Annotated in this window: 20 protein-coding genes, 1 tRNA gene, 1 pseudogene and 1 riboswitch; of the genes and pseudogenes, 10 read left to right on the top strand and 12 right to left on the bottom strand. The window is 71.8% G+C overall.

Translation table 11 applies throughout. The annotated features are described in order from the left end of the window. Positions 1–448: 448 nt before the first annotated feature. Positions 449–1,006: a MarR family winged helix-turn-helix transcriptional regulator gene (locus tag ACFYQ5_RS29315; RefSeq protein WP_389201866.1), complete on the bottom strand. Its 558-nt coding sequence runs from the start codon at positions 1,004–1,006 to the stop codon at positions 449–451. Between the two features lie 140 nt (positions 1,007–1,146). On the opposite strand from ACFYQ5_RS29315, the gene ACFYQ5_RS29310 reads away from it, so the two are divergent. Further along, positions 1,147–2,445 carry an MFS transporter gene (locus ACFYQ5_RS29310; protein WP_389201877.1) on the top strand — a complete coding sequence of 433 codons (1,299 nt, stop codon included), beginning with the start codon at positions 1,147–1,149 and terminating at the stop codon, positions 2,443–2,445. A 27-nt stretch (positions 2,446–2,472) separates the two neighbouring features. Here ACFYQ5_RS29310 and ACFYQ5_RS29305 read toward each other — a convergent pair whose 3' ends face one another. Next, complete coding sequence (locus ACFYQ5_RS29305; RefSeq protein ID WP_389201864.1) at positions 2,473–4,137, bottom strand: SpoIIE family protein phosphatase; 1,665 nt, start codon at positions 4,135–4,137, stop codon at positions 2,473–2,475. 331 nt (positions 4,138–4,468) lie between these two features. Beyond that, on the bottom strand, positions 4,469–5,908 hold the full coding sequence (locus tag ACFYQ5_RS29300) for an NAD(P)/FAD-dependent oxidoreductase (protein ID WP_389201862.1): 1,440 nt from the start codon (positions 5,906–5,908) through the stop codon (positions 4,469–4,471). 332 nt (positions 5,909–6,240) lie between these two features. On the opposite strand from ACFYQ5_RS29300, the gene ACFYQ5_RS29295 reads away from it, so the two are divergent. Further along, positions 6,241–7,044 carry a TetR/AcrR family transcriptional regulator gene (locus tag ACFYQ5_RS29295; RefSeq protein WP_389201859.1) on the top strand — a complete coding sequence of 268 codons (804 nt, stop codon included), beginning with the start codon at positions 6,241–6,243 and terminating at the stop codon, positions 7,042–7,044. A 257-nt stretch (positions 7,045–7,301) separates the two neighbouring features. Further along, positions 7,302–9,248, top strand: a complete 1,947-nt coding sequence (locus ACFYQ5_RS29290) for a sigma-70 family RNA polymerase sigma factor (protein ID WP_389201858.1) — start codon at positions 7,302–7,304, stop codon at positions 9,246–9,248. Here ACFYQ5_RS29290 and ACFYQ5_RS29285 read toward each other — a convergent pair. From ACFYQ5_RS29285 to ACFYQ5_RS29275, 3 genes and pseudogenes are all read right to left on the bottom strand, one after another. Next, positions 9,235–9,597, bottom strand: a complete 363-nt coding sequence (locus tag ACFYQ5_RS29285; protein ID WP_389201856.1) for a hypothetical protein — start codon at positions 9,595–9,597, stop codon at positions 9,235–9,237. The genes ACFYQ5_RS29290 and ACFYQ5_RS29285 overlap by 14 nt on opposite strands. 11 nt (positions 9,598–9,608) lie before the next feature. Next, positions 9,609–9,930 (bottom strand): annotated as a pseudogene (locus ACFYQ5_RS29280) (winged helix-turn-helix domain-containing protein); the annotation flags it as partial. Between the two features lie 55 nt (positions 9,931–9,985). Then, positions 9,986–12,097: an asparagine synthase-related protein gene (locus ACFYQ5_RS29275; protein WP_389201854.1), complete on the bottom strand. Its 2,112-nt coding sequence runs from the start codon at positions 12,095–12,097 to the stop codon at positions 9,986–9,988. A gap of 934 nt (positions 12,098–13,031) precedes the next feature. On the opposite strand from ACFYQ5_RS29275, the gene ACFYQ5_RS29270 reads away from it, so the two are divergent. The 4 genes from ACFYQ5_RS29270 (at position 13,032) to ACFYQ5_RS29255 (ending at position 18,378) form a co-directional block, all read left to right on the top strand. Further along, complete coding sequence (locus tag ACFYQ5_RS29270; RefSeq protein ID WP_389201852.1) at positions 13,032–14,552, top strand: sporulation protein; 1,521 nt, start codon at positions 13,032–13,034, stop codon at positions 14,550–14,552. Positions 14,553–14,713: 161 nt separating this feature from the next. Next, positions 14,714–15,970, top strand: coding sequence for an L-2-hydroxyglutarate oxidase (gene lhgO / locus ACFYQ5_RS29265; protein WP_389201851.1), 1,257 nt, complete (start codon positions 14,714–14,716; stop codon positions 15,968–15,970). Beyond that, entirely contained in the window at positions 15,963–16,853 is an 891-nt protein-coding gene (gene trmB / locus ACFYQ5_RS29260; protein WP_389201849.1) for a tRNA (guanosine(46)-N7)-methyltransferase TrmB, read from the top strand. Before lhgO ends, trmB begins: the two co-directional genes overlap by 8 nt. A 70-nt stretch (positions 16,854–16,923) precedes the next feature. Continuing rightward, positions 16,924–18,378, top strand: a complete 1,455-nt coding sequence (locus tag ACFYQ5_RS29255) for a PrsW family intramembrane metalloprotease (protein WP_389201847.1) — start codon at positions 16,924–16,926, stop codon at positions 18,376–18,378. A 4-nt stretch (positions 18,379–18,382) separates the two neighbouring features. Here ACFYQ5_RS29255 and ACFYQ5_RS29250 read toward each other — a convergent pair whose 3' ends face one another. The 5 genes from ACFYQ5_RS29250 to ACFYQ5_RS29230 all read right to left on the bottom strand — a co-directional run bounded on the left by ACFYQ5_RS29250 (position 18,383) and on the right by ACFYQ5_RS29230 (position 22,601). Next, complete coding sequence (locus ACFYQ5_RS29250) at positions 18,383–19,327, bottom strand: aldo/keto reductase (RefSeq protein ID WP_389201846.1); 945 nt, start codon at positions 19,325–19,327, stop codon at positions 18,383–18,385. 142 nt (positions 19,328–19,469) lie between these two features. Next, on the bottom strand, positions 19,470–20,510 hold the full coding sequence (locus ACFYQ5_RS29245) for a M23 family metallopeptidase (RefSeq protein ID WP_389201844.1): 1,041 nt from the start codon (positions 20,508–20,510) through the stop codon (positions 19,470–19,472). 11 nt (positions 20,511–20,521) lie between these two features. Then, a riboswitch (cyclic di-AMP (ydaO/yuaA leader) is annotated at positions 20,522–20,674 on the bottom strand. A gap of 233 nt (positions 20,675–20,907) precedes the next feature. Further along, entirely contained in the window at positions 20,908–22,065 is a 1,158-nt protein-coding gene (locus ACFYQ5_RS29240) for a PP2C family protein-serine/threonine phosphatase (RefSeq protein ID WP_389201843.1), read from the bottom strand. Positions 22,066–22,198: 133 nt separating this feature from the next. Further along, on the bottom strand, positions 22,199–22,396 hold the full coding sequence (locus ACFYQ5_RS29235; RefSeq protein WP_389201842.1) for a TipAS antibiotic-recognition domain-containing protein: 198 nt from the start codon (positions 22,394–22,396) through the stop codon (positions 22,199–22,201). Between the two features lie 131 nt (positions 22,397–22,527). Further along, positions 22,528–22,601 (bottom strand) — tRNA-Met (locus tag ACFYQ5_RS29230). Positions 22,602–23,036: 435 nt separating this feature from the next. Between ACFYQ5_RS29230 and ACFYQ5_RS29225 the strand changes: the two genes are divergently transcribed. The 3 genes from ACFYQ5_RS29225 (at position 23,037) to ACFYQ5_RS29215 (ending at position 25,113) form a co-directional block, all read left to right on the top strand. Next, positions 23,037–24,422, top strand: a complete 1,386-nt coding sequence (locus tag ACFYQ5_RS29225; protein WP_389201841.1) for an FAD-binding oxidoreductase — start codon at positions 23,037–23,039, stop codon at positions 24,420–24,422. A 208-nt stretch (positions 24,423–24,630) separates the two neighbouring features. Next, on the top strand, positions 24,631–24,789 hold the full coding sequence (locus tag ACFYQ5_RS29220) for a hypothetical protein (RefSeq protein WP_389201840.1): 159 nt from the start codon (positions 24,631–24,633) through the stop codon (positions 24,787–24,789). Positions 24,790–24,891: 102 nt separating this feature from the next. After that, positions 24,892–25,113 (top strand): hypothetical protein, encoded by a 222-nt coding sequence (locus ACFYQ5_RS29215; RefSeq protein WP_389201839.1) that lies wholly within the window; start codon positions 24,892–24,894, stop codon positions 25,111–25,113. Between the two features lie 69 nt (positions 25,114–25,182). On the opposite strand, the gene ACFYQ5_RS29210 is transcribed toward ACFYQ5_RS29215, so the two are convergent. Then, complete coding sequence (locus ACFYQ5_RS29210; RefSeq protein ID WP_389201838.1) at positions 25,183–26,523, bottom strand: ABC transporter substrate-binding protein; 1,341 nt, start codon at positions 26,521–26,523, stop codon at positions 25,183–25,185. Between the last annotated feature and the right edge of the window lie 213 nt (positions 26,524–26,736).

The following is a 26,736-nucleotide window of genomic DNA, read 5'->3' as shown; positions in this document are numbered from 1 at the left end:
CCGTTTCACCGGGGCCCTCCGGGCGCTTCCCTTCGTTCTTGCGTTTCCGACTCTATCAGACTCTTTCGTGTCCGATTCCCGGTCGAAGCGGGTTCTTGCTTTTTCGCTTTCCAGTTCTTCGCTTTCGCGTTTCCCTTTCCGGCGAGTCCGACTCTATCAGATCCTTTCGGGCCTGATTCCCAGTCAGCGGGGTTCGTCTTCCGGGCTGTTGGGCCCTTCCGACGTCTCAAACTCTAGCGGATTCTCCCGGCGACTCATAATCGAGCCTGTGAATTGAATTCCGGGCATGCCGAAATTCTCCCCGGTGGGAGGTCGTGCTGAGTTTGTTTGCCGCATGTGCGGCGGGATCGATTGCCGCCGGACCGTACCGGCTCCGTGACAACTCGAAGAACCTTACGGATGCAGGGGAGGCGTGTCAACCCCGTCGCCCTGCCCCCGCCCCCGCCCCTCAGTCCAGGTCGGTGAGCCGGCCGCCGGCGTCAGGCTGCTCGTGCTCCACCCTGCGCAGGAGACGGATCAAACTCTCACCCAGCGCTCCGCGCTCCTCGCCCGAGAGGTCCTGGAGAAGGTCCTCCTCGAAGGTGGTGGCCATCCGCATCGCCTCGAGCCACTTCGTACGGCCCTCGTCGGTCAGCTCCACGATGACGCGCACCCGGTTGTTCTCGTCCCGGTCCCGGGTGACCAGGCCTTCGCCCGCCATGCGGTCGATGCGGTGGGTCATCGCCGCGGGAGTGAGCCCGAGGCGCTTGGCCAGCTCGCCCGGCCCCAGCCGGTACGGGGCGCCGGACAGGACGAGGGTCTTCAGGACCTCCCACTCGGCGTTGCTGATGCCGAGGGCGGCGACCTGTCTGCCGTAGGCGACGTTCATCCGGCGGTTCAGCCGGCCCAGCGCGGAGACGATCTGCTCGACCTGCGGATCGAGGTCCCGGAATTCGCGCTGGTAGGCCGCGATCTGCTCGTCGAGGCTCGGCTCCTGGAGCTCTGGCCGCTCGGTGGTGTCAGACATGGCGGGCAGTATGGCACGCCCCCATCGCCTTCAAAGTCCTTCACAGTGAAGACTTCAGCATCTAATTTTAGTGCTAAAGTCTACGAGTTCGTGTTCTCGAAGTTCTTCATGTCTTGAGGTAGGTGAGTGTGACCAGGGAGATGGGTGCAGCGCTGCGGCGGATCCAGCTGGGGAGTGCGCTGAGCGCGTTCGGCCTCGGATTCACCGTTCCGTATCTGTACGTCTACGTGGCACAGGTACGGGATCTGGGTGCGGGTACGGCAGGTGTCGTGCTGGCTGTCTTCGCGATGGCGGCGCTTGCCGTACTGCCGTTCACGGGCCGTGTCATCGACCGGCGCGGCCCCCTGCCCGTGCTGATCGTCGCCGCCGTCACGGCGGCCGTGGGCGCCGGTGCCCTGGGCTTCTCGAACGGTGTGACGTCCGCCGTGCTCTCCGCCGCGGTCCTCGGCGCGGGCACCGCCGTCATGCAGCCGGCGCTCGCGACGATGCTGGTGTGGTGCTCGAGCGCGGCGACCCGTACCCGTGCCTTCGCCATGCAGTTCTTCCTGCAGAACCTCGGCCTCGGCATCGGTGGCCTGCTCGGAGGGCAGCTGGTGGACGTCGCCCGTCCGTCGAGCTTCACCCTGCTGTTCCTCATCGAGGCGGCGATGTTCGTGGTGCTCGGCGTGGTCGCGGCCACGGTGCGCATGCCGCGCGGCCCTTCCCTCACGGGTCCGGTGTCCGCCGACGGCACGGCGCCCAAGCCCGGACTGCGTGTGCTGCTCTCGCACAAGGCCATGGTGCAGCTGTGCGTGCTGGGCTTCGTGATCTTCTTCGCCTGCTACGGACAGTTCGAGTCCGGCCTCGCCGCCTACGGCACCGAGGCCGCCGGAATCGCTCCGTCCACCCTGGGCATCGCGCTGGCGGCCAACACGGCGGTCATCGTCCTCGCGCAGTTCGTCGTGCTCCGCCTCGTGGAGCGGCGGCGGCGCAGCCGGGTCATCGCGTGGGTAGGTCTGATCTGGGCCTTCGCCTGGATCGTGGCGGGGTACGCGGGTCTCGGACACGGCAGCCAGACCATGGCGACGGCCGCGATGATCTCGACGTACGCGCTGTTCGGGCTGGGTGAGTCGATGCTGTCGCCGACGGTGGCGCCGCTCGTCGCCGATCTGGCGCCGGAGGCCATGGTCGGTCAGTACAACTCGGCCTTCGCCCTGGTGAAGCAGCTGGCCCTGGCCGTCGGGCCCGCCGTTGGCGGTCCCATGGGGGCGTCGCTGCACGGGCCGTACATCGTGACCTTCGTGCTGTTCTCGCTGGGCATCACCGTGCTGGCGCTCAAGCTGGGCCGTCAGCTCACTCCCGTACAGGACAAACCGTCGCTCACGGCGGCGCCGTCCCGGGTGGTCGCCGTGTCGCTTCCGGAGAGCGAGCCGGTCACCACGCCCGCCGTCGTGCGCTGAGACGTCCGGCCGGGTGCTGAGCCGGGGTCAGCCGGGCAGCGCGAATTCGCACCAGACCGACTTACCGCCGCCCGGGGTGCGGCGACTGCCCCAGGACGAGGCGATGGACGCGATGATGGAGATGCCGCGCCCCGCCTCGTCGGCGGGTTCGGCACGGCGGCGGCGCGGCAGGTGGTCGTCGGCGTCCGTCACCTCGATGATCAGGCGTCGGTCGGTCCTGCGCAGACCGAGGCGCATGGGCGGGGTCCCGTGCTGGAGCGAGTTCGCGACGAGCTCGCTCGCCGCGAGGACACCCAGATCGCAGAGCTCCATGGGAAAGCGCCAGGACGCCAGGACTCCGGTGGCGAAGGCGCGGGCCCTGGGAGTGGCCTCGATGCCGCCGAGCAGTTCGAGCGAGGCGTTGTGGAAGAGCTCCGCGGCCGTTCCCGTACGGGCGGGGTGCTGGACCACGAGGACCGCCACGTCGTCGTCGTGCTCCGCGGTGACGCCCAGGGAACGGATGAGCCGGTCGCAGACCACCTGGGGCGATCCCTTGGCACCGGACAGGGCGCGCTCCAGGGAGGCCACGCCCTCGTCGATGTCCTCGCTGCGGCGTTCGACCAGGCCGTCCGTGTAGAGGACGGCCGTGGAGCCGGGCGGCAGGGCGATCGTCCCGGAGGTATGCACCCAGCCACCCGTGCCGAGCGGCGGCCCGGTCGGGTCCTCGGCACGGTGGACCGTGCCGTCCTCGTCGCACACGAGGATGGGGAGGTGCCCGGCGGAGGCGTAGACGAGGTGCCCCTCGTTGGGGTCGTGGACGGCGTAGGCGCAGGTGGCGATCTGGCTGGCGTCGATCTCCGCGGCGAGTACGTCGAGGAGCTGGAGCACCTCGTGCGGCGGCAGGTCGAGGCGGGCGTAGGCGCGGACGGCCGTACGCAGCTGGCCCATGACGGCGGCGGCCCGCACGCCGCGGCCCATCACGTCACCGATGACGAGCGCGGTCCGGCCGGCGCCCAGGGTGATCACGTCGTACCAGTCGCCGCCGACCGCCGCGTCCGTGCCACCCGGCTGGTACGTGGCGGCGATGCGCAGGTCGTCGGGCTGTTCGAGGTCCTGCGGGAGCAGGGAACGCTGGAGGGTGACGGCGGTTTCCCGGTGGCGCCGTTCGCTGGCGCGGAGCCGCTCCGCGGCCTCGGCGTGGTCGGTGACATCGGTGGCGTAGACGAGGACGCCCGCTTCCCCGTCGGGTCCGTCGGGGTCGCCGGTGGCCATGGGGGTGCAGGTCACCGTGTACGAGCTGCCGGCCAGGACCTTGCGGGACTTGACCGTGCGCGGGGTGCCGCTGCGCAGGACCTGGTCCATGAGGGGCAGCAGGCTCAACTCGGCGAGCTCGGGCATGGCTTCGGCTGCGGGTTCACCGCTGGGACGCGGGCCGAAGGCCGACGTGTAGGCGGCGTTGACATAGGTGATGCGGTGCTCGGGGCCGTGGAGCAGCGCGACGGGTGCGGGAAGCCGGCCGAGGAGCTCGCGGGCCGACAGTGCCTCCAGCGAGGGCCCTGGGGCGGAGGGTGCCGAGGTGTCGTCCGGTGGCGTGGGCTCGGTGTCCGGCCGTACGGACTCGGCGCGGGCGGCGGGTACGGAACTGTGGTCGTCCCGCGCGGCGGCTCGACGCTGCGTTCCGGGAAGGCGGGCGCTCCAGCGCGTGAAGTTCACGGAATTTCTGGCCTCGTGTGTCGGTCTGGTCCGCTCGGGCGAGCTGCTTCTTCTGCTGGTCCTGTGGCTGGTACCCGGCCGGTTCTCATGCGGGGACGGGCTGCCGGGGCCAGGCTTCCGGGAACGCGCAGCCAGGCCTCTTGGTGCTGTTGATCGTCGCTGACGGTCACTGTAGGTGACTGCCCGCCGGGTGACTCTGCGCAGGTGTGAGCCCACCTATGGTCACACGTCAATGGTGACCGGCCGTACTGACAGTTGTCGTACGGCAGCCGGTCCGCCGGCTGAACTCCAGCCGGTCCCTGGGGCGTGCCGGAGGGCGGGGAACCGCGGGTCAGCCGGACGTGCCCGGCGGCCCGCCGTCCTTCGGCGGAGTGTCGCCGGGGGGACCCGGGTGCGCGTGTCCACGGGCGGCGAGGGCGAATTCGGCACGCGGGTGTTCGAGCGAGCCGAGGGAGACGATCTCCCGTTTGAAGAGCCCGGCCAGGGTCCACTCGGCAAGGACACGCGCCTTCCGGTTGAACGTGGGTACGCGGCTCAGGTGGTAGACGCGGTGCATCAGCCAGGCCGGGTATCCCTTGAGCTTGCGCCCGTAGACGTGCGCGACGCCTTTGTGCAGGCCGAGAGAGGCGACGGATCCGGCGTAGGAGTGCCGGTAGTCCTGGGCCGGCCGGCCGGCGAGCGTGGCCAGGATGTTGTCCGCGAGGACCTTGGCCTGGCGCACCGCGTGCTGGGCGTTCGGCGCGGTCTCGGTGCCCGGCTCGGACGCGGTGAGGTCCGGGACGGCCGCCGCGTCACCGGCGGCCCAGGCGTGCGCGGTGCCGTCGACGGCGAGCGTGGCGTCGCAGCGGATCCGGCCGCGCTCCGTGAGCGGAAGGTCGGTGGCGGCGAGGATCGGTGCGGGTTTGACGCCCGCGGTCCACACCAGGGTGCGGGTCGGGAAGCGCGAGCCGTCACTGAGCACGGCGACCCGGCCTTCGCAGCTGACCAGCCGGGTGTCGAGCCGTACGTCGATGTTGCGGCCCCGCAGTTCCCTGACGGCGTACCTGCCCATCGCCTCGCCGACTTCGGGCAGGATCCGCCCGGTCGCCTCGACCAGGATCCACCTCAGGTCCGCGGGCTTGATGTTGTGGTAGTACCGCGAGGTGTACCGGGCCATGTCCTCGAGCTCCGCGAGCGCCTCCACGCCCGCGTATCCGCCGCCGACGAAGACGAAGGTGAGGGCCGCGTCGCGGATGGCGGGGTCCCGGGTGGCGGACGCGATGTCCATCTGCTCGATGACGTGGTTGCGGAGGCCGATGGCCTCCTCGACCGTCTTGAAACCGATGCCGAAGTCCGCGAGGCCGGGTACCGGCAGGGTGCGCGACACGGATCCGGGCGCCAGGACGATCTCGTCGTACGGGATCTCGAGGGCGCCGGTGCCGTCCTCGCCGGTGGCGAGCGTCGTGACCGTCACGGTGCGCTTGGCGTGGTCGACGCGCTCCGCCTCGCCGATGACGATCGTGCAGTTCTTCAGGACCCGGCGCAGGGGGACGACGACATGGCGTGGCGAGATCGAACCGGCGGCCGCCTCGGGCAGGAACGGCTGATACGTCATGTAGGGCTCGGGCGTGACCACCACGATCTCGGCCTCACCGCTTCTCAGTCTCTGCCGCAGCTTCCGCTGGAGACGCAGAGCGGTGTACATCCCGACGTAGCCGCCGCCGACGACGAGGATGCGCACACTGGGCCGGGTGCCGGGGGGTGTCCCCGGAGAATCTGGTGCCTTCACCATCCCATGACGCAACGGAGTCCGGTGTTTGTCCACAGGCCCGGCAAATTGTGTGACCGGAGCTCCTGGGCCGCGCGGCGGGCGGCGGCGCCCTCCTGTTTCCGAGCTGTGCAGGTCAGGTACGCCGGGAGGGCGGGCCCACAGGGGCCGAACCCGGGTCCAACCGGTCCTTGCTCCGATCGGGGGGCGCCCGGTGCGGAACAACCCTCTTCTGAATTGAGCCGGGCTCAACTATGTTCGTATCGCGTCGGGGTGTCGGATACGGACGAAGGTCCACACGTCGGCTGACACGGCGGGGAAGTCTCCGGGGGGAGACGTCATAACCGGGGGAAGTTATGCACATTCAGGATTTACATGGACCGAGCGCTGTCACCTCCTCTGTCGAGGACCAGGGGCGGCTGAGCCCCGTGGGAGCAGTCGGGACGGTCACGGCAGCGGGAGCGGCGGGCAGCACGGCCCGCTCCGCACCGCTCCGTGTGGACGCACAGCGCAATCTCGAACACGTCCTGCGCGCCGCGCGTGAGGTGTTCGGCGAGCTGGGTTACGGCGCGCCGATGGAGGACGTGGCGCGCCGGGCACGGGTCGGCGTGGGGACGGTCTACCGGCGTTTCCCGAGCAAGGACGTGCTGGTGCGCCGGATAGCCGAGGAGGAGACCGCGCGGCTCACCGATCAGGCGCGCTCGGCCCTCGGCCATGAGGACGAGCCGTGGTCGGCGCTCTCCCGCTTCCTGCGGACCTCGGTGGCATCGGGCGCGGGGCGGCTGCTGCCGCCGCAGGTGCTGCGTGTCGGTGCGGAGCAGGACGAACAGGCCGGGACAGCGGGCTCCGACGGATCTACGCGCGTTCCGCATCAGCGGCAGGGAGTGGAGTCCTCCGGGCTCAGGGCGGTCGGCCGGCACCCTGCGGGCGACGACAGGCTCGACGACGGTCCGGGGGCGGCCGAGCTGCTCGAGGTCGTGGGCAGGCTCGTGGACCGGGCCCGGGAGTCGGGTGAGCTGCGGGGTGATGTGACGGTGGCCGATGTGCTGCTGGTCATCGCCACAGCGGCACCGGCTCTGCCGGATCCCGCGCAACAGGCGGCCGCTTCGGCCCGGCTGCTGGACATCCTGCTGGAGGGCCTCCGCGCCCGCCCGGCGTAGGCGCTGCTGGGAGCGCGCTTCCCCACCCCACCGCGACGGTGCGCCGCGCGGTGGGGCGGGGCACGGCCTCCGTCGGCCGGACACCCGTGCGACCGGGGGCAGTTGTTTCTGCCCCGTCGAGGTGATGCCACGCCCCGCGGGCAGGGGAAGCCACCCCGGACGAGTGGTTGCTCCCGCTCAGGGGTTCGTCGCGGCGTCGCTCTGTGGCACTCTTGCCCCGTTATTCGGGTCCGAGGGTGTACACGGGGGCTTCCGCGATGAGCGGTGAAGCGCAGCAGGAAGAGCCGGCCGAAGGTATCGCTGCCACGGGCAAGGGCGGCAGTTCCGACGAGGGTGGCACCGTGCTGCCCGGCCCCTGGCCGACGGCACCCGCCGCCGACGTGGTGCGGCCGGAGCCCGTCGCGGAGACCGATGCCGTGTACGCGGTCCCTCTGCAGCGCGAGGGACGCGCGGGGTCCGCCGATCTCGGCCCCTCCGACGCACAGTTGCTCCAGGGCATGCGCGCGGGCGACGACCAGGCGTACGAGGAGCTCTTCCGCCGCCACTCGGGCGCCGTGCGCCGCTACGCCCGTACCTGCTGCCGGGACGCGCACACCGCCGACGACCTGACGGCCGAGGTGTTCGCCCGGACGCTGCAGGCCGTGCGCGGGGGAAAGGGGCCGCAGGAATCCGTCCGGGCCTACCTCATGACCGCGGTCCGGCATGTCGCCGCCGCGTGGACCAAGAGCGCCAAGCGTGAGCATCTGGTCGACGACTTCGCGGTGTTCGCCGCGCAGGCCACCCGCACCGCCGAGCTGTCGGAGGCCGACACCCTCGATCTCGGCGCCGATGTGCTGGCCATGCACGAGGCGGACCGGTCGATGGCCATGCAGGCGTTCCGCAGCCTGCCGGAGCGCTGGCAGGCCGTGCTGTGGCACACCACCGTGGAGGAGGAGTCACCGAGCGACGTCGCCCCGCTGTTCGGCCTCACGGCCAACGCCACGGCGGCGCTGGCCGTCCGGGCCCGCGAAGGGCTCAAACAGGCCTATCTGCAGGCCCATGTGAGCCAGTCGCTGACGACGGGCGGCGACTGCGCGCAGTACGCCGACCGGCTCGGCGCCCATGCCCGGAGCGGCCTGCGGACCCGGGCCGAGCGCGGACTGCGCAAGCATCTGGACGAGTGCGTGAAGTGCCGGCTCGCCGCCGGTGAGCTGGACCGCGTGAACGCCGGCATCCCGGCCCTCCTTCCGGTCGCCGTCATCGGCTGGTTCGCCGCGGGTTACGCGGTCAAGGCAGCCGGCGTCGTGGCGGGTGGCGCGGTGGGGGCAGCCGGTGCCGGTGCCGCCGCTGCGGCCACGGGAAGCACGTCCTCCGGAGGAGGCGCGGCCGGCGGTGCGGCCGCGGCCGAAGGGATCGGCGCTCCGCTGAAGGCCGGGATCGCCGCCACGGCGGCCTTGGCGGCCGCCGGACTCGTGTGGGCCCTGGCCGGCGGCGACCGCCCCGCGCCGGAGCAGAAGCCGGTGGCCAAGCCGCCGGTCGTGGCTCCCGCCACCCCCACGCCCCCACCGGAACCCACGCCGAGCCCGCGACCGGCCCCGCCGGCCCCCGTGGCACCGCCCGCCCCGGAGCCGACACCCACGACGACCCCGACACCCACACCCACACCCACACCCACGCCTCCGCCTCCGTCGCCTCCGAAGGAACCGACGCCGACTCCCACCGCCACCCCGACACCGACACCGACCCCGGCACCCCCTGCCCCGAAGGAACCACCGCCGCCCGCGCCGGAGATCTACCAGGTCAACGAGCTGTCCTACTCCGCCACCGGTGATCACACCGGCCCCGAGATCCTGCTCGGCCGGAGCAGCGGTGTGGTCTGGCAGCGGCAAGGGCTGTCGATCGCCTCCGAGACGTACGCCCACGGGGTGACCGTCCACTCCCGTTCGTCGATCACCGTCCAGCTCAACCGGGCGTGCACCCGCTACGACGCCGTGGTCGGGGTCGACGACCTGACGACGGGGCCCGGCGCCGTGCTTTTCTCCGTGTACGACGGTGCCGGGGCGCGGCTGTGGCAGTCGCCCGTGCTGCGGGGTGGTGAGCCCGGCGTACCGGTGGGCCTGGGCATCGAGGGCCGGGAGACGATCCAGCTGGTCGTGGAGCCGTCGGGACGGGGCGGCGGGGTCGCGATGGCCGACTGGGCCCAGTCGGCCATCAGCTGCCGCTGAGCTCCTCGGCGACACCGGTCAGGAGGCCCAGGACGTCGTCCGGGGTCAGACCGAGCCCCAGGGCGCCCTCCTCCTCGTACCTCCCGCGCATCATCCCCGTCTCCGCGGTGGCGCTCGCGACCTGGGCACGCAGATAGCGGTCGCCGATACGGCGGCCGAGTACGCGCAGCTCGGCGAGGTCCTCGTCCATGCCGGTCGTGCCGAACGGGGTGTCCACCAGCATGTGGGGGCGGAACATCCAGGTGATGGCGTACTCCCAGCCGCCGCCGTGCGCACGAGTGTTGGCGACGGCCGCCTCGAAGCGCGCGGGCACGTGAGGCATGTACGCGCGACGCATGTACGCGGTCATCTCTGCGGCGCGCCCCGGCGGGCGAGCCGTTCGAAGACGTGCGGGTCGATGTCGTCGGGCCCGGCGGTGAGCCGGTAGCCGCCCGGGGTGCCCGACGACCGCCTCCCGGCCGAGGACGCGCCGCAGCCGGCCGACGAGGGCCTGGAGGGCGGCGGGGGCGTCCTGCGGAGAATCGTCGGTCCATACGTCGTCGATGAGCGCGACGACGGGTGCCGGGCGGCCCGCGCGCAGGGCGAGGGCCGCGAGCAGGGTGCGCAGCCGCGTGCCGCCGACGGGCAGTACCTCGCCGTGCTCGTCTCGCGCCTCGGTGACGCCCAGGATCAGGTACCGCACGCGGCCGTTGTGTCCCGGCGGGCGCGCGCCCGGCGGCGGGTGCGGCGGACCGCCCCTACGACTGCAGGGTGCGGCGGGCCGGGACGACGCCGCCGGCCACGGCTCGCTGCCTCGGTGCCGCCGTGCCCGTCCAGCAGGTGCCGCGGCGCGTGACCAGGCGGCGCAGCCAGAGCTCCGTGGACGCCAGCTCGGCCAGGCCGTCCAGCGGAAGGGGTTCGCCCTCGGAGGCCGCGCGCAGCGCCTTGCGTACGACGCGGGCCTCGATCAGGCCCGCGTCGGCGAGCAGCGGGGCGTCGAAGAGGGCGATCAGTTCCGGAAGGGCGGTACGCAGGCCGATGCGGCCTGCCGCGGTCGAGGTGGCCTGCGACGGGGCGCCCCAGCCGGGCGGCAGGTCGTGGATACCGGCGCCCGCGAGGACCCGGCGCAGGATCGCGGCACGGGCGCCCGGCTGGACGCGCAGCGATTCGGGGAGGGCTCGGGCCGCCCGTACGACCTGGTTGTCGAGGAAGGGGGCGTGCAGCCGCTGGCTGCGGATCTCCGCGGCCTGTTCCAGGATCCGCTGGTCGGCCGCGTGGCGGGCCAGTGCCGCGCGGGCCCTGGCCTCCCCCGGGCGCTGGACGGAGGCGGGCCGGATCGCCGCCTCCTGGAGGCGAACCGATACTACCGCGAGTGCCTCCCCGGTGAGCCAGCGCGCGGCCGGTCCGGGCCGGGACCAGGCGAGGGAGGCGAGCGAGGCGTCGGCCGGGGTGTCGAGGCCGGGGGCGGCACGGTTGGCGTCGGGCAGCAGGGACGCCGCCGCTTCGAGCCCGGTGCGGTACGACGTGCGGGCCAGCCGGCGAGCGGCCCGGTAGACGGCCAGCGGGACGAACAGGGAGCGGGCCGAGGGCCCTTCCGCCCTGGCGAGCGCGGCGACGGGCCGCAGGAGATGGCGTCTGCGCCGGTCCATGAGGAGGTCGGCCAGCCGCGCGGGGTGCGCGTCCAGGACCTGACGGGCACCGTGCCCGACGAAGTGGTCCGCGCTGCCCGCGGCCAGCCGGCGGCGGTGGCGCTCCGCGACGACGAGGGAGGGGGCGGGCTCGTCGGTGAGCGGGCCGCTCTCCAGCGACGCGTACGGCAGGGCCTCCTCGCCCGCCGCCACGACCACATGGTGCAGACGGGGGTTCGCGGCGATGATCCGGGCGCGCTCCAGTTCGTCCTCGCGGCCCTGTGTGGAGAGGTCGTTGAACGTGACGGCGAGGAGCCGTTCACCGGCCCCCGTCCCATGGCCCAGCACGGTGCCCGGAAGTCCGGGCAGCCCCGACGCCAGCAGGGCGAGCGTGGCGGAGGCACTGCCGCCGGAGAGGTCCGCGCCGATGCCGGGCACCGGTGCCCCACGGGCCGCACGGCGTTCGGCGGGCCCCATGCCGGGGACGGGCCCGGGGTCCGGCGGCAGGGTCTCCGGGGCGTGGCGCGGCGCCGTGAGCCGTGCGCGTACGGCTTCGACGAGCGCGTCCCGTACGCCTTCGACGGCGCTCACCGGGTCGGTCTGGGCGGCCGCCACGGCGAGCGAGGCCACCGCCTCGTACCCGGTGATCTCGCGCGAGCCCTCCCGCAGGATCAGCGCGTGCCCGGGCGGGATCCGCTTCACCCCCGCGTACGGAGTGCCGTCACCCAGCGCCTCCGGGGTCTCGGGGCAGGCCAGCAGCGCGGCGAGGTGGCCGATGTCCAGCTGCGCCTCGATGAGGTCGGCGAGCGGGAGGGCGGCGGTGGCGTACGCGGTGCCGTTGGCCCAGGGCGTGTGGAAGACGGGCCGGGCTCCGGCGAGGTCTCCGGCGACGGTGATGCGGCGGCCGATCTGTACGACGGCCGTGTAACTGCCGGGCCAGGCGGTGAGATGGCGCAGCGCTCCGCCACGGGCGGCGAGCAGCCCGACGCGCAGTTGTTCGTCGGTGGCCCCGCAGCAGCCGAGGACGGCGAGGCGGGTGGTGGGCGCCCCCTCGGGGGTCGCGACCGTGATGATGCGGATCTCGTCGGGGCGCCAGTCGCCGACGGCCCAGAGCGGATCCGGGTCCCCCCACAGGAGTTGGGAGCCCACCGGATGTACGGTGCGCCCCTCCCCGTGGTGGCCGACAGCACCCACGGTGCCGAAGCTCGCGGCGATACTGCTCCACCCCACCAACCAACGCATCGCCGCCTCCACAGGCTGTGGACGAACCGGCGCTCCAGGACACGGGGGACGCCGTCGCGGGACATGCTGCCACGACAACGGCACCCGGGAGGGGGTACGGGCGGCGCACACCGGATACGCATGCGCCCCTGGCAAAAGCATGGCCACGGCTCTGTGGATCGTCCGCAACGGAATTGGATCTTCCGGGAGTTGCGGGGATCGGCCCCGGAAGCGGGCCCCGCCTCGGCCGGTCCACGGAACCGACGTAATCCGGCCATAGCCGGACGGCTTCGCGACGCACGCTCCGACCGGCACTATTCGGCCATTCTCCGATCGCCGGCGGAACCGCGCGTTTCGCCTGTGGAAGCCCGCCGATGGATCTCCCACGCGGCCCTCCCCCGGGCGCGGGCACACTCCCGCAGTCCCTCGGCGCGGAAAGGCCCGCCGAAGTGCGGCGACGTGCGGGCCGGCACAACCCCCCGGTGCGCCGGCCCGCACACCGCCTTCTCCGAACCCCGCCCGTGCGGCGCACAGTCCGGGAGGTGTTCGCCACCTCCCGGACCGGTTCGCCGCCCGCGGGGATTGGGGCGGCGGTCTCCCCCAGCCCACTGTGTCCAGTTCAGCGGGCCGACCCACGCAGGACCATCGAAGCGCTTGCACAACGGCCGGACCAGAGCGCACGGCCGGGCGCACGGCCACACATCAGGAGCACGATGCCCACGCCCCGCGCGGCACCGACAACATTCCCGCCATACGGAGGTCTGCCCCTTAACGGTGGGGATGCGGCGAACTACGCTGGGTTTACCGATGTTCTCAGCAGGGCGGCATATTCCACGGGGCTCAGCCAAATGCGTGTGCAGCCGGAGTGCCGGGGACAGTACCTGGGGAGAACACGGTACGAATGCCGCGCGCCTGACGGTGACGCGGCGGCCGTCTGTGTGTCGAGGGGTGACGCATGTCCAGGGAACAACGCGGGCCGAACGAGAAGCTCGGCACGGTTCTCGCCCTCGCGGGAATCAGCAACGCCGGGCTCGCCCGGCGGGTCAACGACCTCGGAGCGCAGCGCGGTCTGACACTTCGTTACGACAAGACCTCGGTGGCCCGGTGGGTCGCCAAGGGCATGGTGCCGCAGGGCGCGGCGCCTCATCTCATCGCGGCGGCGATAGGGGCCAAACTCGGCCGTCCTGTCCCGCTGCACGAGATCGGGCTCGCCGACGCCGATCCGGCGCCCGAGGTCGGTCTGGCCTTCCCCCGAGACGTGGGCGAGGCGGTCCGGTCGGCGACGGATCTCTACCGGCTGGATCTGGCGGGCCGCCGGGGCGGCGGGGGGATCTGGCAGTCGCTGGCGGGTTCCTTCGCGGTGAGCGCCTATGCGACCCCCGCGTCCCGCTGGCTCATAACCCCGGCCGATCCGTCGGTCGCACGGGACCCGACGGCCGCCCAGGCCGCGATCCTCGGCACGGAGGGCGCACCCGGGGCGCAGGGCGGGGTGCCCGTCCAGCCCGGCCCGGACACGGCGGGCGGTGGCGGTAGTGGTGGCGGCGTCGACGGCCTGCTGCTGCGTGTCGGGCACAACGACGTGGCCAAGCTGCGCGAGGCCGCCCAGGACGCACGCCGGTGGGACTCCAAGTACGGCGGCGGCGACTGGCGTTCCTCCATGGTCCCGGAGTGCTTACGGGTCGACGCCGCACCGCTCCTCCTGGGCTCGTACAGCGACGAGGTGGGCCGGGCTCTCTTCGGCGCCTCCGCCGAGCTGACCAGGCTCGCCGGGTGGATGGCCTTCGACACCGGCCAGCAGGAGGCCGCCCAGCGCTACTACATCCAGGCGCTGCGCCTGGCCCGAGCCGCCGCCGACGTACCGCTCGGCGGCTACGTCCTGGCATCGATGTCACTCCAGGCGACCTACCGTGGCTTCGCCGACGAGGGCGTGGACCTGGCGCAGGCCGCGGTCGAACGCAATCGCGGGCTCGCCACCGCACGGACCATGAGCTTCTTCCGGCTCGTGGAGGCGCGCGCCCACGCCAAGGCCGGCGACGCACCGGCCGCGGGGGCCGCGCTCAGGGCCGCCGAGAGCTGGCTGGAGCGCTCCCGGGCCGGTGACTCCGACCCGGCGTGGCTCGGCTTCTACTCGTACGACAGGTTCGCCGCCGACGCCGCCGAGTGCTACCGCGACCTCAAGGCGCCCCGCCAGGTCCGGCGCTTCACCGAGCAGGCCCTGTCGAAACCCACCGACGAGTTCGTCCGCTCCCACGGGCTGCGGCTCGTGGTGTCCGCGGTCGCCGAGCTGGAGTCGGGCAATCTCGACGCGGCCTGCGCGGCGGGGACGCGTGCGGTGGAGGTCGCGGGCCGCATCTCCTCGGCGCGCACCACCGAGTACGTCCGCGACCTGCTGCACCGCCTGGAGCCGTACGGGGACGAGCCCCGCGTGGCCGAGCTGAGGGAACGAGCGCGTCCGCTCCTCGTCGCCCCGGGCTGACCCGAACGGCGGGACGTCGCGGACGGGACCCGGGGCGAAGGCCACCGGTACGCCCCGGTTTCGCCGGGTCCGGGTGCGGGGTATCCCGGCACGCACACGCTCTCCCTGGTTTGAGCCCGTTGTCAGTGGGTCAGTGCACTATCGGGGTGGGAGGTGGCGTGATGGTGACGCACGCGGCGTACGACTGCGATGTGCTGGTGATCGGTGGCGGGATCGTCGGTCTGTCGACCGCGTACGCGATCACGCGCACCGCGCCCGGCACCCGGGTCACGGTGCTGGAGAAGGAGTGGGGCCCGGCCCTGCATCAGACGGGGCGCAACAGCGGGGTGATCCACAGCGGTATCTACTACCCGCCGGGCTCGCTCAAGGCGCGCTACGCGGTGCGGGGCGCCGCCGAGCTGGTGGACTTCTGCGCGGAGCACGGCATCGCCCACGCGGTGACGGGCAAGCTGATCGTCGCGACCGACAGCGGCGAGCTGCCCAGGCTGCACGCCCTGGTGCAGCGCGGCCGGGCGCACGGCCTGCCGGTCCGGGAGCTCGGCCCCGCCCAGATCGCGGAGTACGAACCGCGGGTGCGCGGCCTCGCGGCGATCCGGGTCGGGACGACGGGGGTGTGCGACTTCACCGCGGTGGCCGTCAGGTTCGCCACCGAGGTGTGCGCCTCGGGCGGGCAGATCCGTTACGGCGCGGAGGTCGTCGCCGTCGACCGGCGCCCGTGGGGTGTGGCGGTGCGCACGGCCGACGGCCAGGTGGTCAGGGCCCGTGTGCTGGTCAACTGCGCGGGGCTGCACAGCGACCGGGTGGCGCGGCTCGCGGGCGACGCCCCGGGGGCACGCATCGTGCCGTTCCGCGGGGAGTACTACGAGCTGACCAGGCCGGAGCTGGTGCGCGGGCTGGTCTATCCGGTACCGGACCCCGCGTTCCCCTTCCTCGGGGTGCATCTGACCCGGGGCGTCGACGGCACGGTCCACGTCGGTCCGAACGCCGTGCCGGCGCTGGCCCGTGAGGGATACGGCCGGACGGTCGTCCACCCGCGCGAGCTGGCCGCCACCCTGGCCTGGCCCGGTTCCTGGCGGATCGCCCGGCGGCACTGGCGGTACGGGGCGGGCGAGGTGCACCGGTCCCTGTCGAAGAGCGCGTTCACCCGGGCCGTCCAGCGACTGCTGCCGGAGGTGACGGAGGCCGATCTGCGGCCCTCCCCCGCCGGGGTCAGGGCCCAGGCGGTCCTCCGGGACGGCACGCTGGTGGACGACTTCCTGATCCGGGACGCCCCGCACACCGTGCACGTGCTGAACGCCCCGTCTCCCGCGGCGACCGCTTCCCTGCCCATCGGGAGGGAGGTGGCGCGACGGGCCCTGCTGCGGGCCGGGGCGACGGGCTGGACGCCTCCCGCCGTAGAATCGGGTCATTGTGTCTGAGCCTGTGAACCCCACCCCAGAGACTCCCGGCCCCGCCCCGGAAACACCCGGCCCCGCCCCGGAGACTCCCGGCCCCGCCCTGGAAACACCCGGCCTCGCGGACGCGGACGACGCGGCAGCGAGGCGCGCCGCCTCCTTCGAGCGCCAGCGCAGGCTGCGCCAGGAGCCCCGCTTCCCCGGAGGCCCGGCCGCCGATCCGGCGGGCTCGCACCACGAGCGCCGGATCCGCAGCTTCCAGCCCCGCCGCAGCCGGGTGACCACCGGCCAGGAGGACGCCCTCCAGCGGTTGTGGCCCACCTGGGGCCTGGACATCGACGGCCGCGGCGTCCTCGATCTCCGCACGCTCTTCGACGGCCTCCCGGTGATCCTGGAGATCGGCTTCGGCATGGGCGAGGCGACGGCGCAGATGGCGGCCGACGACCCGACCACCGGAATCCTGGCCGTCGATGTGCACACCCCCGGGCAGGGCAATCTGCTCGGTCTCGCGGAACGGGCGGGGGTGTCCAACGTCCGTGTCGCCAACGGTGACGCGATCATCCTGCTCCGCGAGATGCTGGAGCCGGCCGCCCTGGACGGGCTCCGGGTGTACTTCCCCGACCCCTGGCCCAAGAAGCGGCACCACAAGCGGCGGCTGATCCAGCCGGAGTTCCTCGACCTGGTGGCGCAGCGGCTGAAGCCGGGCGCTGTCGTCCACTGCGCGACGGACTGGGAGCCGTACGCGGAGCAGATGCTGGAAGTCCTCACGGCACACCCCCTGTTCGAGAACACCCAGGCGGACGGCGGCTACGCGCCCCGGCCGCCGTTCCGGCCACTGACCCGCTTCGAGGGCCAGGGCCTGGACAAGGGGCACGTCGTGCACGACGTGCTGTTCACCCGTCTCTGACCGGCCACGCCCCGCCACCCCGCCCGACGCGGCATGGCCAGGTGTCAGTCCCCCTCGTTAGGGTCGTCGGGTGTACCAGGGGTTCGTGCAGCACCAGCAGCCGGACGTCCCGGTTCTCGAGGAGCAGCGGCTCGACGAGTTCCTGGGCGCCGTCCCGGAGCGAGGCCAGTGGCGTTACCGGCCCCGCATCGTCGGCATGGTCTGGCGCAGCAAGGCGTTCCGCGCCGGAGCGGTGATCACGGTGCTCGCACTCTGCGGCCTGGTGATCCTGGCCCTGGTGCGCCGGCAGACGGGGCCTGAGGGCTTCCTGGTGGGGCTGGGCCTGGCCGTACTGCCCGTGCCGCTGCTGATGGCGGCGTTCCGCTGGCTCGACCGGGTCGAGCCGGGTCCGTGGCGGAATCTGCTGTTCGCCTTCTCCTGGGGCGCGTGCGCCGCCGCGCTCGTGGCGATCATCGCCAACTCCTTCGCGACCCGGTGGATAGCGACGGCCACCGCGGACCCGGCGAGCGCCGACACCCTCGGAGCCACGGTCGTCGCCCCGGTCGTCGAGGAGACAGCGAAGGCCGCCGCGGTCCTGTTGATCTTCCTCTTCCGCAGACGGCAGTTCGGCGGGATCGTCGACGGCATCGTGGTCGCCGGATTCACCGCGACCGGCTTCGCCTTCACCGAGAACATCCTCTATCTGGGCAATGCCTTCGGCGAGGACCAGCAGCAGGGGACCACGGGCTTCGTCTCCGTGACGGCGGGGACGTTCTTCGTCCGCGTGGTGATGTCGCCGTTCGCGCACCCCCTGTTCACGGTGCTCTCCGGCATCGGCTTCGGCATCGCGGCGCTCGGCGGCGCGCGCCACCGGGTGCGCCGGATCGTCCTGCCGCTGCTCGGGCTCGTCCTCGCCATGGGCATGCACGCCCTGTGGAACGGCTCGTCGTCCTTCGGACCGTACGGCTTCTACGCGGTGTACGGCGCGTTCATGGTGCCGGCCTTCGGCCTGGTGACCTGGCTGGCGATCTGGTCGCGCCAGCGGGAGCTGCGCACCCTCTCCACCGAGCTGCCGGTGTACGCGGCGGCCGGCTGGCTGGCTCCCGCCGAGCCCCTCGCGCTGGCCTCGATGCGGGCACGGGGCATGGCCCGCGACATGGCCAGGCACTGGAACAGCCACCCGGACCGCGCCCGGGGCAGGGCCGCGGCCCGCGCCGTCGCTGAGTACGAGTCGTTCGCGACGTCCCTGGCCATGCTGCGCCGGAGGGCCCGCCACGACGGCCCGGGAGCGGACTTCGCCGTCCGCGAGCAGGAGTTGCTGCATCACCTCTGGCACCGCCGGGACATCGCGGGCCCGGCCCTGACCTACGCGGCCCACGCGACGGGCCGGCTGCGCGCCCACCGGCCGCCCTCGCCGCCCCCGTTCCCCCGGCAGTTCCCTCACGGCGGGCCGCCTCAGCAGCACCTCCCCGCACCGCACCGGCACTACGGCGGCTACAACCCGTACCTGGAGAACGGCGGCAGGCACCGCGCACCGCCGGGTTAGGACGTCAGGCGGATGCCTCGGTCAGCTCCGCCACCTGCTGCCCGGTCAGCTTCAGGTCACCGACCGCCACCAGCGCCGGCAGCTGTTCGACGGTACGCGCGGAGGCGATCGGCGCGGTCACGGTCGGCCGGGCGGCCAGCCAGGCGAGGGCGACCGTGGCGATCTCGGCGTCGTGCTCCTGGGCGATCCTGTCGAGCGCGGCGAGCACCTTGCGGCCGCGCTCGGTCTCCAGGTGCTTGCCCGCGCCCTCGGCCCGTGCGCTCTCGACGGCCGCCCCCGGCCGGTACTTGCCGGTGAGGAAGCCCGAGGCGAGCGCGAAGTAGGGGACCGCTGCGAGACCGGCACCGGCCGCCGTGTCCTGGAGCGCGCCCTCGTAGGTGTCGCGCGAGACGAGGTTGTAGTGCGGCTGCAGGGCGACGTAGCGGGCCAGGCCCTCGCGCTCGGAGAAGTCCAGCGAGGCCTGGAGCCGCTCGGGGCTGATGTTGGAGGCGGCGATCTCCCGCACCGTGCCGGCCTTCACCAACTGGTCGAGGGCGGTGATGATCTCCTCGACCGGGACGTTCTCGTCGTCGAAGTGCGTGTAGTAGAGGTCGATGTGGTCGGTGCCGAGACGGCGCAGCGACGCCTCGGCCGCCTCCTTGACGGTGGTGGGCGAGAGCCCCTTGTACGCGGGGTGGGCGCCGACCTTGGTGGCGATGACGACATCGTCGCGGCGGGCACGGGCCTTCAGCCACTTGCCGATGAGGGTCTCCGACTCACCGCCCTCGTTGCCCGGGGCCCAGGCCGAATAGGAGTCGGCCGTGTCGATGAAGTTGCCGCCGGCCGCCACGTACGCGTCGAGGACGGCGAAGGTCCGGTCCTCGTCGGCCGTCCAGCCGAAGACGTTGCCGCCGAGAGCGAGGGGGAAGACCTGAAGGCTCGAAGAACCGAGTGGGCGCAGAGTTGTCATACCCAAGAACAACCGGTCGCCGCAGGCGACTATTCCGGTTCACGGGACGGCGGCCGGAAGGCGGCGGGTTCCCGGCCCCGGTCGGACCGGCGGCCCTGACGTCGGGGGGTCGTGCGTCAGGGCCGCCGGGGTTCCGAGGGGATCAGATCGTGAGGCCCTTGCCGCGCAGCCAGCTCATCGGGTCGATGCCCGAGCCGTCCGCGGTGTGGATCTCCAGGTGCAGGTGTGCGCCGGTCACATTGCCGGTCGCGCCGACGCGGCCGATGGTCTCGCCGGTGGTGACCTTCTGGCCGGCGGTCACGCCCATCGAGGACTGGTGGCAGTACCAGACCTCGGTGCCGTCGTCGAGCTCCAGGACCGTGCGGTAGCCGTACGAACCGGAGTAGCCGGCCGACTTCACCGTGCCGCTGTGGACGGCCTTGACCGGGGTACCGGTCGGGGCCGCGAAGTCCAGCCCGGTGTGGTGGCCGGAGGACCACATCGAACCGGCCTGACCGAAGGTCGAGCTGATGTAGTACGAGGAGGTCGGGACGGCGTAGCTGGCGGCGAGCTTGGCGAGGCGCTCGGCCTCCGCCTTCTTCTTCGCCGCTTCCTCCGCCGCCTTCTTCTTCGCGGCGACCTCGGCCTCGGCGTCGCTCTGCTGCTTCGCGGCCTGGGCCGCGGCCGCCTCGAGCGCCGCCTGCTCCTCCGCGGCCTTCGCCTCGGCGTCGGCTCCGGCCTGCTGCTGCTCGGCCTGCTGGAGGATGCGGGCGCGCAGCGCCTCGCCGGCGTCGGTGGTGCCCTGCTCGGCCTCGGTGGCGGTGATGCCCGCAGTGGTGAGCGGGGAGGACGCGGCGACCGTCTCGTGGTCCGAGTCGGAGTCGCCGGACATGAACGCACCCACGCCGGGAAGGGACTTGGCGTCGGGGAGATTGTCCGCGATGGAATCGGGAAGAGAGATGGAGACCGGCGGCTTGCTCTGAGCGGTGGCCATGCCACCCGCTCCGACGGCCGCGATGACCCCGACGCCGAGGACGGTGGAGCTACGGGCGAGGCCGCGCTGCTTGGCTACGCGATGCCGGCCGCGTACGGGACGGATGGACTCCTCGGTGGGGTTCCATTCCTCCCACGTCCTGTCCTCATCACCGAGGCTTCCGGTCCTGAAGGATGACGGTGCCTCGGGGGCAGGCTGGTTGGACGCCACGTGGGCGCACTCCTTTCCTTCCTTCTCGCCTACCGGGTTAGCTGACGGGTTCGGAGCAGGAAGGTCTCCTACGGGCCCCTTCGTCTCTCACGAGACGCAGGTGTCCGATTCACCCCATGTAGGTGGTTCCCCGGTTCCCTTGCGGAATTCGGCGCTGCGCACGGTGCCGCCTCTTGCGACGACAGGTACAACCGCGCTGCGTTATCGAACGTTAATAGACACCCGGGTCCGATTCCAAGCTGTTCCCACAGTTCATTCGCCGCTGCGGCCTGGACTTTCGGGTGTCAATCGGGCGCAAACGGGCGACTTGAGTACCCCTCACCCATGCGGCAGTTTCTGACGGTGCGTCAAATGTTATGCGGAGCGGGGTCTTTCGACTACCGACGGTCGCGACCGGTCATTCACTGTCCCGCCGCACGATCTTCACCGTCGTCCGCCGCTCCTGCTGCCCCCGCGCGGGACGCCCGACCGCGAGGAGCGCCAGGTCGTCCGTCGACCGGCCGCCGGTGTGCAGCCGTACGTCGTCGGTGAGCGCGGACAGCAGTTCCTCGGGCCCCGGGAAGAGCCGGCCGCGCAGCCGGTCCGCCGGATCGTAGAAGGCACCCTTCGCGTCCCGCGCCTCGGAAAGCCCGTCGGTGAACGCCAGGAACATCGCACCGGCCGGCAGCGACCACTCGTCCGACCGGTCCGGCCACACGTCCAGCCCCATCCCGAGCGGCAGCGCGGGCACGGTCGGCGACACTACGTCCAGCGCCCCGTCCGCATGCAGCACGAGCGGCTCGGGATGACCGCGGTTGACGACCCGCATCGTGTCGGATCCGGCCGGGATCTCCGCGAGGACAGCGGTGACGAACCCCTCCATGGAGTCGAGCCCGCCCCGCCGCGAGTTCTCACGGGCCAGCGCCCGTTCCAGCCGCTGGACCACCCCCTCCAGCGACAGCTCCTGTTCCGCGGCCTCCCGGAACGCCCCGATCACGACGGCCACCGCCGCCACGGCGTCCAGCCCCTTGCCCCGTACGTCACCGAGGACCAGGCGCACCCCGTACGGAGTGTTCGCGACGGCGTACAGGTCGCCGCCGACGAACTCGTCCGCCTGCGCCGCCTCGTACCGCGCGGCGACCAGCAGCCCGCCGATCCGGTCCTCGGGCGTCGGGAGCACCGCGCGCATCGCCGTCTCCGCGATGACCCTGGCAGAGGCCAGTTGCTCGTTCCCGCGACGTACGACGCGGTTGATGACGAGGGAGAGCACGGCGACGGTGACCAGGGTCAGCAGGTCGGTGACCGGCACGACGTCGGTGAGCAGGCCGTCCCAGACGCGGATGGCGAGCACGACGAGGATCGAGATGACCGCGACCCGCACCGTGCCGGCCAGCGAGAAGAACGGGGCGGCGATCAGCGGGGCGGCCGCGAAGAGCGGGACGGCGGTGACCGCCGACGGCGTCACGAGATCGAGGATCACTCCGGCGCAGATCATCAGGGCGGGCAGCACGCGCACGAACTGACGGGCACGGGCGTTCCCGGCAGCCCTCCCTCGCCGTCCGTCCCGCTTCCCCACCTGTGCACTCCTGCCCGGTCCACCCACGGCTGCGGACGGTACCGCGCCCCACCCAGGCTGGCCGGAGCCGCGCCGAGCGGCGACTCGTCATCGGCCAAAGGGAGGAGTGCGCCGGAGCCCCGGCCGCAAAGGGTCAGTCGAAGAGCCGGTGCTGCGCGTAGATCGTCAGTGCATCCCGTACGAAGACGGCTGTTCCGTCTCCCCGCCGATCGTAGTTCCTTCCGAAGCGCGGATCGGCGACGTACATCTCGCCGGTGCCGGTCACATACGAACGGGTGACCTCCATGGTCGCCGAGAGCCACGCGCAGTGCCGTCGCGCGATGTCCCGCACCTTCGCCGCCGGCGCCGAAGCCGGCCGCCCTCGCCTCCCCGTAGTCCCGTGCGGCTCGGCGCGAGAAGACCGGATGACGGCATACGACAGAGGCCCGGATCCTCGAAAGGATCCGGGCCTCTGTCTTTTAGTAGCGGGGACAGGATTTGAACCTGCGACCTCTGGGTTATGAGCCCAGCGAGCTACCGAGCTGCTCCACCCCGCGCCGTTGTGATTGCAACTCTACGCCATCCGGGAGGGTGCTCCGACCACATGGGGCGGCCGCACCCCACCACCCCTCGCCACCGGGGGACCTCCCGGCCCGACGCAATGCGCCAACAGAGCCTGTACACCGCGTAGTTGCCAAGAACAGTGGCGCCCCCAAGGGTGTTTCCGCACCCCTCGATCCTGCGTATCGCCGGTGCGGAGGGCCAAGGGGCGCGGCAGCCGGCTCAGGAGAACGCCTCAGCCCACCGCAGGGACGGCGCTCCGCGATTGCGCCGTATCCGGAGCAGCGGGACGCTGGAGGGACAAGCCTTTCGGTGTTCGGTCCCGTCTGCCCGGCATCCTTCGGGTGCCGGTGTCGGCTGCCCAGCAGCCTCACCCGATGCGGGGGGGGGTGGCCAGGGGAGGCCGGGCGCACGCGCGTCAGGAGATGGTCATGGACGGCGCCCTGCTCGAAACGATGAGAACCGCTCTGCGCGGCCCGGTCATCGGCCCGGACGACCCGGGGTACGGCCGGGCCCGCACGGTCTACAACGCCATGATCGACAAGAGGCCGGCGGCCGTGGTCGAGTGCCGCGACTCGGCGGACGTCATGGCGGCCGTCGACTTCGTCCGCGAACACGGCCTGGACGTGGCCGTCCGGGGCGGCGGGCACAGCGGCCCCGGACTCGGCCTCAGCGACGACGCCGTCACGATCGACCTCTCGCCCATGCGCGGCGTGCGGGTCGACCCGGCCACCCAGACCGCTCAGGCCGACGGCGGGGCGACGCTGGGCGATTTCGACCACGCCACCCACGCGTTCGGCCTCGCCACCCCGGCGGGGATCATGTCCACGACCGGCATCGGCGGTCTCACCCTCGGCGGCGGTCACGGCTACCTCACCCGCAAGTACGGCCTCTCGGTGGACAATCTGGTCTCCGCGGACGTGGTCCTGGCCGACGGCAGCTTCGTCGCCACGAACCCGAGCGAGCACCCGGACCTGTTCTGGGCGCTGCGCGGCGGCGGCGGAAACTTCGGCATCGTCACGTCGTTCGACTTCGAGCTGCACCCCGTGGACACGGTGGGGGTCGCCATCACCGTGTGGCCCCTGGAACTCCTCCACGACGTCATGCGCTGGTACCGCGACTTCCTGCCGCAGGCGCCGGACGACCTGTACGGCTTCTTCGCCTCGCTGACCGTCCCGCCCGGTCCGCCCTTCCCCGAGGAGATCCACGGGCGGAAGATGTGCGGTGTCGTCTGGTCCTCGACGGCGGACCCCGAAGCCCTGGGCGAGACCCTCGCCGTGGTGAACGAGCCGGGGACGCCCGCCTTCCACTTCACCGCGCCGATGCCCTACCCCGCCCTGCAGTCCATGTTCGACACCCTGCTGCCGACCGGTCTGCAGTGGTACTGGCGCGGCGACTTCTTCGACCGGATCACGGACGACGCCATCGACGTGCACGCCTCCTTCGCGGAGAAGCTCCCCAGCGGCCTGTCGACCATGCACCTGTACCCGGTCGACGGGGCCGCGGGCCGTGTCGGTCCCGACGACACGGCCTGGGCCTACCGCGACGCGCTCTGGTCCGGTGTCATCGCCGGCATCGACCCCGAACCGGCCCACGCGGCGGCACTGCGGGAGTGGGCCGTCGGTTACTGGGACGCGCTGCACCCGCACTCCATGGGCGGCGGCTACGTGAACTTCCTCGGTACCGGCGAGTCCCAGGACCGCGTCCGGGCGACCTACCGCGGTCATTACGACCGGCTCGCGGAGGCCAAGCGGGCCTACGACCCGCACAACCTCTTCCACGCAAACCAGAACATCGAGCCCGCACCGCCGCACTGACCGTCACGCCTGGCTCGCAATACCGGTGGAAAGCCGTGCTGGGAGGGTTACAGTCTGCATGCACCGCATGATGATTCCGGACGCCCCCGGAGCGGCGCGGCACCGGTAGCGGCACCTCGTAGCCCTACCGGTCGGGACCAGTCCGGGATGAACCGCAGCGACTCGGTCACAGGGCTCTCACCGCACACCTACGTACAGGACACCTGAGATGACCGACATGCCTGCCCGCACGACCCAGCGGCACTCCGACGGCGCGTCCGCGACCGCGACCGCCGACCCGGGCACCACGGCGCCCCGGCCCACGCCGCAGTACGCGAACCTGTTCATCGAGCCCGATCTGCCGCCGGTCACGGACGAACCCGAATGACCGGGTGTCCCCTGCCCGGCCCCCGAGTGACCGGCCCCTGGTGAACGGACCTCGGTGACCGGCCTTCAGTGACCGGCCCGGCCGCACGGTCGTTGATCGACCATGCGCATCCGAATCGGTGTGGTCGTCCTCGCAGTGGTCCTGCTGATCGCCGCGTACATCTCGAACATCCCGTCCGAGGCCGAGACCGAGGCGGCCTGCCGGAAGGCCCTCGACAACACGTCGACGTGGACCGACCGGCCGGACATCTGCCTGGACGTGTCCGCGGAGACCTATCGGACGTTCCTCCTGATGTACGAGCTGAGGGAAGAGGGCCTGGACTGAGAAGAGGGCCTGGACCGGCCCTGCCCACGGGACGTGACGGTGGACAGGCGTACCTGACCGAGCGGTGGCTCAGCCCTGCTGTTCCTTCCACTCCGCCTGGGCCTCGTCGAGGTTCTCGGCGAGCGTGTCCAGGAAGTCCTTGGCGCTCGTCTTGCCGAGCAGCACCTTCTGGAAGCCCGATTCGCTGTCGGCCTTGGACAGGGTGTTCCAGTCCGGCAGGTAGTAGGGCAGCTGCACGATCTTGGTGTCGCCGGAGAACAGCGCCTCGGCACCGAGCTTGGTGGTCTCGGCCTTGTCGAGCCAGGGGTCCTCGGCGGCTTCCTTGTTGGCCGGAATCAGGCCCGCGGACTCGCTGAACTTGGAGTTCGAGGCGTGGGACGCGGCGAACTCGATGAACTTCCAGGCCGCCGCCTTGTTCTCGGACGACTTGAGCAGACCGAGGCCGGAGACCGGGTTGGAGACCATCACCCGGGTGCCGTCGGCCAGTTCGGGCTGCGGGATACCACGGAACTTGTCGACGCCGAGCGAGCTCACGTGGTCCTGGTAGGAGCCGAGGTTGTGGTTGAGCATCGCGATGCTGCCGGAGTCGAACTGGGCGACCATCTTCGTGAAGTCGTTGTTGAGGTCGGCCTCCGGGGTGGCCTTCTTGTACAGACCGACGTACTTCTCCAGCGCCGCGACGTTCTTCGGGTCGTTGACCGTGGTCTTCGTCTCGGAGGCGTCCCAGAAGGAGTCGATGCCCGACTGCCCGTACATCGAGTCCAGCGCCTGGGCGATGGAGCCCGGGCCGCCGCGGATCGTGTAGCCGAACTGGTTCTTCTGCTTGTCCGTCAACTTCGCGGCGGCCTTGTAGAACTCGTCCCACGTGTCCGGCTCGCCCAGCCCGGCCTTCTCGAACAGGTCGGTGCGGTAGTAGAGGACACCGTTGGTGGCGGAGATCGGCACCGTGTACGTCGCGTCCCGGCCGGCCGCGCTCCGTACGTTCTCGATCATCGCCTCGTTGAGCTTGCCCTTGAGGGAACTCCCCTCGATCCGGTCGTCCAACGGATCCAGCGCGTCCTGCGCGGTGATCCCGGCGACCATCGCGGCACCCACACCACCGACGTCCGGCAGCCCGCCGCCCTGGATGGCGGTGTCGTACTTGGACTGCGCCTCGGTGGAGGCGATGCCCACGTACTGCACGTCGATGTCCGGGTTCGCCTTCTCGAAGTCGGCGATGATCTCCTTCCAGATCGCCGTACGGACGCCGCCGTTCTCGTCCCAGAACACGATCTTCCCGGTGCCCGAGCCCTCGGCACCCTTCGCACCGGTGACGCCGCTGCCGTCGTCACCGCAGGCGGTGGCGGTGAGGGCCAGGGCGGAGACCAGGGATATCGCGGCGGCTAGACGGCTGTTGCGGGGCTTGATCATGGTCGGCTCTCTTCTCTGCGTGCTCACCTGCGCGGCGTCGGCCAACGGGCCGCCGCAGCGTGAAGTCGTGGGGGAATTGCGGGGCCCCAGCTCTCATATCGCGTCTGATATATGACATACGAAGGGCAACGCGAAGAACGTAAGTCGGCCCACTCCCACGGTCAATGCCCGTGCAGCAGAAATATCTGAAGCCCCCGGTGGCAGCGGTCAGGC

It is taken from the genome of Streptomyces sp. NPDC005794 (assembly GCF_042871445.1).
Lineage (GTDB): Bacteria > Actinomycetota > Actinomycetes > Streptomycetales > Streptomycetaceae > Streptomyces.
The sequence above is the reverse complement of the archived record's forward strand: the minus strand, read 5'-3'. Positions and strand labels throughout refer to the sequence as shown.

Excerpts from the sequence above, each read along its gene's own strand:
- ACFYQ5_RS29310 (WP_389201877.1), top strand. The coding sequence starts at position 1,147 with ATGGGTGCAGCGCTGCGGCGGATCCAGCTGGGGAGTGCGCTGAGCGCG.
- ACFYQ5_RS29300 (WP_389201862.1), bottom strand. The coding sequence starts at position 5,908 with ATGGTGAAGGCACCAGATTCTCCGGGGACACCCCCCGGCACCCGGCCC.
- ACFYQ5_RS29290 (WP_389201858.1), top strand. The coding sequence starts at position 7,302 with ATGAGCGGTGAAGCGCAGCAGGAAGAGCCGGCCGAAGGTATCGCTGCC.
- ACFYQ5_RS29315 (WP_389201866.1), bottom strand. The coding sequence starts at position 1,006 with ATGTCTGACACCACCGAGCGGCCAGAGCTCCAGGAGCCGAGCCTCGAC.
- ACFYQ5_RS29270 (WP_389201852.1), top strand. The coding sequence starts at position 13,032 with ATGTCCAGGGAACAACGCGGGCCGAACGAGAAGCTCGGCACGGTTCTC.
- ACFYQ5_RS29215 (WP_389201839.1), top strand. The coding sequence starts at position 24,892 with ATGCGCATCCGAATCGGTGTGGTCGTCCTCGCAGTGGTCCTGCTGATC.
- ACFYQ5_RS29225 (WP_389201841.1), top strand. The coding sequence starts at position 23,037 with ATGGACGGCGCCCTGCTCGAAACGATGAGAACCGCTCTGCGCGGCCCG.
- ACFYQ5_RS29275 (WP_389201854.1), bottom strand. The coding sequence starts at position 12,097 with ATGCGTTGGTTGGTGGGGTGGAGCAGTATCGCCGCGAGCTTCGGCACC.
- ACFYQ5_RS29210 (WP_389201838.1), bottom strand. The coding sequence starts at position 26,523 with ATGATCAAGCCCCGCAACAGCCGTCTAGCCGCCGCGATATCCCTGGTC.
- ACFYQ5_RS29295 (WP_389201859.1), top strand. The coding sequence starts at position 6,241 with ATGCACATTCAGGATTTACATGGACCGAGCGCTGTCACCTCCTCTGTC.
- ACFYQ5_RS29285 (WP_389201856.1), bottom strand. The coding sequence starts at position 9,597 with ATGACCGCGTACATGCGTCGCGCGTACATGCCTCACGTGCCCGCGCGC.
- ACFYQ5_RS29250 (WP_389201846.1), bottom strand. The coding sequence starts at position 19,327 with ATGACAACTCTGCGCCCACTCGGTTCTTCGAGCCTTCAGGTCTTCCCC.
- ACFYQ5_RS29220 (WP_389201840.1), top strand. The coding sequence starts at position 24,631 with ATGACCGACATGCCTGCCCGCACGACCCAGCGGCACTCCGACGGCGCG.
- lhgO (WP_389201851.1), top strand. The coding sequence starts at position 14,714 with ATGGTGACGCACGCGGCGTACGACTGCGATGTGCTGGTGATCGGTGGC.